1 protein-coding gene is annotated in these 1416 nt (G+C 60.7%); it reads right to left on the bottom strand.

What is annotated here, in order from left to right:
* Nucleotides 1-276: 276 nt before the first annotated feature.
* Nucleotides 277-1314, bottom strand: a complete 1038-nt coding sequence (locus MKP05_RS21105) for an IS110 family RNA-guided transposase (protein ID WP_240570114.1) — start codon at nucleotides 1312-1314, stop codon at nucleotides 277-279.
* Between the last annotated feature and the right edge of the window lie 102 nt (nucleotides 1315-1416).

The raw sequence follows: 1416 nt of genomic DNA, 5'->3' as shown, positions 1-1416 counted from the left end.
CGTATATGGAGTCCTCCCCGTTTGCCAGCATGAAATTCGATGGTCGGTAGGTACGACTGCACACGTATATCCGGTCTCACTAATGATGCCCATGGCATCGGACCCTGATGGGCTATCCGCACGTCAGCTCCCATTCGCTTACACGAGCTCGAGGCTCATCGGCCATAAAGGGGTTGTCTGACGTCGGTTCGACCTGTTCGCCATCTAACAGCATGCTCAGCAATCGTGGTGGTCGGTCATCGCTGTGGAAAACATCTTGAATTCCGCTGGTTGAACTTATGCTGCTTGGGCAGCCAACGTGGGATCATAAGCCACATCGTGGCGCGTAATGGCCCAGGCGATCCGCGCTGTCTTGTTGGCGAGCGCGACGATGGCGACATTGACATGCTTCCGCCCGGACAGTCGCCGAACCCAGTCGCTCAACCTATCGTCCTTGCCCTCGGCATGACGGAGAACGGCTCGGGCACCGTGCACCAAAAGTTTGCGAAGATAGCTGTCACCACGTTTGCTGATGCCCAGCAGACGATCTCGTCCACCGGTGCTGTGCTGACGAGGTGTTAGGCCCAGCGAGGCGGCAAAGTCCCGGCCGCGGCGAAATGCCTGGCCATCACCCAGGGCGCCGGATAGCGCGCTGGCCGTCAGCGGGCCGACGCCCTGCAGCGTCATCAAGCGTTTGGCCACCGGGTCGGCCTGTACCTGCTGCTCGATCCCCGCTGTGACCGTATCAATGCGGTCATCCAGGTGGCGGAGATCCTCGGCAAGACCGGCCAGCAGCACACGGAAGGCATCGCTCAGCCCATTCTCGGCATCTTCCAGCCAACGGGGCAGCACAGCACGCAGCTGACCAATACCAACCGGTGCCACCAGCCCGTATTCGCCGACCAGGCCGCGGATCTGGTTGGCCTTGGCCGTCCGTTGATGAACCAGCGCTTCACGGATCCGATGTGCCGCCTGGATATCCTGCTGGTCGACCGTCTTGACCGCCACGAAGCGCATGTGGGGCCGGTCCATGGCTTCGCAGATGGCTTCGGCATCGACACGGTCGTTCTTGTTACTCTTGACGTAGGGCTTGACGAACTGGGCAGCAATCAGCTTGACGTGATAGCCGCGCGCCTGCAGTTCACGGGCCCAATGGTGAGAGGACGCGCACGCCTCCATACCGATCTCGGCTCCCTCGGGAACCCGTTTGGCGATGGCGTCCAGCCACTTGCCACGGGAGTATTTGCCGCGCCACTGGACCTGATCATGGCGATCCACGCCGTGCACATGAAAGACAGACTTTGCGATATCCACGCCGACCCGGCTAATGTTCATGGGGAGTTCTCCTCATCCTAAGGCTGGTAAGTGATGCACTCACCCACCAGTGTGGCGCAACGACGCCGGTGTAGGGTGGGGAGGACTCCATCCCATTGCTTA

Source organism: Halomonas flagellata, assembly GCF_022487945.1.
GTDB lineage: Bacteria > Pseudomonadota > Gammaproteobacteria > Pseudomonadales > Halomonadaceae > Halomonas > Halomonas flagellata.
This window is presented reverse-complemented; position numbering and strand designations above follow the sequence as displayed.